This window comes from Roseisolibacter sp. H3M3-2, from assembly GCF_029211165.1.
Classification (GTDB): domain Bacteria; phylum Gemmatimonadota; class Gemmatimonadetes; order Gemmatimonadales; family Gemmatimonadaceae; genus Roseisolibacter.
In genome coordinates this window covers 1-2938 of the sequence record NZ_JARGEK010000483.1, presented here as the reverse complement: position 1 = coordinate 2938, position 2938 = coordinate 1, and the positions used below count along the sequence as shown (strand labels likewise).

Annotated in this window: 4 protein-coding genes; 1 reads left to right on the top strand and 3 read right to left on the bottom strand. The window is 78.1% G+C overall.

Going from position 1 to position 2938, the window contains the following annotated elements; all coding sequences use genetic code 11:
* Window positions 1-13: 13 nt before the first annotated feature.
* The 3 genes from PYV61_RS23340 to PYV61_RS23330 all read right to left on the bottom strand — a co-directional run bounded on the left by PYV61_RS23340 (window position 14) and on the right by PYV61_RS23330 (window position 2435).
* The gene (locus tag PYV61_RS23340) at window positions 14-955 is read right to left on the bottom strand and encodes a histidine kinase (protein WP_275836217.1); all 942 of its coding nucleotides are present in this window, start codon (window positions 953-955) and stop codon (window positions 14-16) included.
* Between the two features lie 9 nt (window positions 956-964).
* On the bottom strand, window positions 965-1765 hold the full coding sequence (locus PYV61_RS23335; protein ID WP_275836215.1) for a class I SAM-dependent methyltransferase: 801 nt from the start codon (window positions 1763-1765) through the stop codon (window positions 965-967).
* Between the two features lie 148 nt (window positions 1766-1913).
* Entirely contained in the window at window positions 1914-2435 is a 522-nt protein-coding gene (locus tag PYV61_RS23330; protein WP_275836213.1) for a hypothetical protein, read from the bottom strand.
* A gap of 55 nt (window positions 2436-2490) precedes the next feature.
* On the opposite strand from PYV61_RS23330, the gene PYV61_RS23325 reads away from it, so the two are divergent.
* Window positions 2491-2938, top strand: a 448-nt coding sequence (locus PYV61_RS23325) for a cyclic nucleotide-binding domain-containing protein (protein WP_275836211.1), incomplete at its 3' end; no start/stop codon positions are given.

The following is a 2938-nucleotide window of genomic DNA, read 5'->3' as shown; positions in this document are numbered from 1 at the left end:
ACGATTTGTCTTCCTAAGACCGCTTGGCCTCCGACTTCGCGAGCGCGCCGCCGTCGCGGCGGGCGGTCTCGCGCACCGCGCTGCGCCCGCGCCACGCCACGCCGCCGTGGCGCACCGCGTTCTCGACCAGCGGCTGCAGCAGCATCGACGGGACGAGGACGCCGAGCGCGTCGGGGGCGGCGTCGACGGCGACGTCCAGCCGGTCGCCGAAGCGGGCGCGCATGAGGCCGAGGTACTGCTCGAGCAGCGCCAGCTCGTCGCGCAGCGGGACCTGGTGCGCGTGCGTCGTGCGCAGCGACGTCCGCAGCAGCTCGGCGAGGCGCTCCAGCAGCGCGTCGGCGGCCGCCGGGTCGTCGTACATCGTCGACGAGATGGTGTTGAGCGCGTTGAACAGGAAGTGCGGCTGGAGCTGCAGCCGCAGCGCGCGCAGCTCCGCCTCCAGCAGCGAGCGCTCGAGCGCGTCGGCGCGGCGCTCGCGCTCGCGGGCGGCCAGCAGGTGGTCGGCGAGCGCCAACCCGCCCACCAGCGCCAGCATCACGGGGAAGGCGTTGGCCGCCTCGTACGCGTAGCGGGCGAGGGTGAAGCGCGCCTCATAGCCGTCGAACCCGAACGCCGGCGCCAGCGCCTCGCGCGCGACCAGCATCGCGGTGGTGTGCAGCGTCGTGACCGCGACGAAGGCGGCGGACTGCGCGGCCACCGGGCGCGTCCACCGCGGCTGCACGAACGGCACGCGCCGCGCCAGCCACACGACCGCCGCGACCACCGGGAGGGCGAGGACGGTGCCGGTCACCTCCTCGAACAGCCGCTCGGGGATCTCGTGCGCGTTCCCGCCGGCCAGGTCCTCGCCGACGTTGTAGACGACGCGCACCACGAACAGCGCCGCCATCCCGAGCAGGACGGCGCCCCACAGCCAGGGGCCGCGCAGGCGCGAGACGGGGGGCGTGGCGGCGGGCATGCCGGCAAGCTACCGCGGCGGGAGGCCGGCGCGCGGCGCGGCGGGACGACCGGGACGGGGCGGGGACGAATCGTCCGCGCGGCCGGCGCGCACGGTGAGCGGCCACGTGATCGTCCGCCGCGCCGCCGCCCCCCACGCATCGGCGAGCGGCCCCTCGATCGCGGCCACCGGGTCGCGCCCGGTGTCGGCCTGGCAGCGGCGCACCGCCGACCAGGTGCGCAGGTACGCGAGCAGCTGCGCGGCGGTCCAGCGCACGCGCATCGGCGGCGCGTCCACGACGACCGGCGCGAACGGGACGGCGATCGACGCGTACGCGTCGTCGACGAGCGCGCGCTCGGGCGGCCACCACGCCCCCACCTCGGCGTCGAGCGCGTCCACCACGGCCTCGACGCGCCCGGTGGCGTGCAGCCGCGCGTAGCTCCACGCCGCGACCACGCCGCCGGGGCGCAGCACGCGCCCCGCCTCGGCCCAGAAGCGCGGCAGGTCGAACCAGTGCAGCGCCTGCGCGACGGTGACCAGGTCGCACGACGCGTCGGGGAGCCCGGACGCCTCGGCGGGGGCGACGGCGTACGTCACGCGCGGGTGCGGCGCCGCGTGCGCGACCTGCTCGGCGCTGGCGTCGGTGGCGTGCACGCGCGCGAAGTGCGCGGCGAGGGCGACAGCGGCCTGCCCGCTGCCGGTGCCGGCGTCCCACGCCAGCGCGCGCCCGGGCGCCGCGGCGGCCAGCCGCGCGAAGAGCGCGCGCGGGTACGTCGGCCGCGCGGCGGCGTAGGAGGCGGCGTGGGCGGAGAAGTGGTCTTTGAATGACATCGAACGAGGCGGAACTCCGGACGGCGGGAGTCGTGACGGCGGGAGTCTTCACGGCGGGAGTCGCGACGGCGCACTGCGCGGCCACGACTCCCGCTCTTTCGACTCCCGCTCTCTCGACTCCCGCGGTCGCGACTCCCGCCCCTTCACGTCACGGATGCCCCCGCACCTCCCCCGGCGCCCTGTGATCCCGCCGCTGGAAGGCGAGGAACTCGTGCACCGCCTTCACCGCCGCCGGGTCGGCCGTCGTGATGCGCAGCGCGCCGCCGCCCGGCAGGTCGGAGACGGCGTACGCGAGCGCGGCGCGCCGCGCCGCCAGGACGGCCGTGCCGGGGACGTCGCGCCCGTGCACGAACCCCGGCGTCGCGAAGTCCCCGCGCGCGAACGCCGCGGCGACGTCGCGCAGGTGGGCGCGGATGACGCGCGCGCCGGCCGTGTCGGCCGCGTCGCGCACGAGCGTGATCCGCCCGCCGTCGGCGAGGTCGTCGAAGCGGTGCGCGGAGGTGTACTGGTCGACGCCCATCGCCTGCTTGCCGCGCGCCTGCACGGCGGCGAAGCTCGTGTCGGCGTGCGACGGCGGGTGGGCGTGGCCGGGCGCGTGGGGGTGCGGCGGCTGCTGCGCGCCGGCGAGGGCGGGGAGGAGCAGCGCGGCGAACGAGAGGGGGAGGCGCATGGGTCGGCTCGCGGGTGTGGGGACAAGGTCGGGCGGCGGCACGGGGGCACGCTAGGTGGGCGCGGCGCGGGGGGCAGGGACCGAAGTCCCTCTCGGCGGCTGGGTCGCCGCGCCGGCGGCGTCGGCGCGCGCGGCGCGGCTGGCGCGCGCGGTCGAGCGGCGCTTCGCCGCGGGCGCGGTGCTGTACCTCGCGGGGACGCCGGCGCGCGGGCTCTACCTCGTACTCGAGGGGCGGGTGCGCGTGCTGCGGGCCGGCGCGGGCCGCCCGCACGTGCTGCACGTCGAGGGGCCGGGCGGGGCGCTCGGCGAGGTGCCCGTGTTCGAGGGGCTCGACGGCGCGGCGCCCCCCTACCCGGCGACCGCGGTGGCCGCCGAGCCGACGCGCTGCCTCGTCGTGTCGCGCGCCGCGGTGCGCGCGGCGGTGCGGGCCCACCCCGAGCTGGCGCTGGCGCTGCTGGAGCGGCTCGCCGAGGCGGTGAAGTCGGATCGTAGCCATGTCGGTC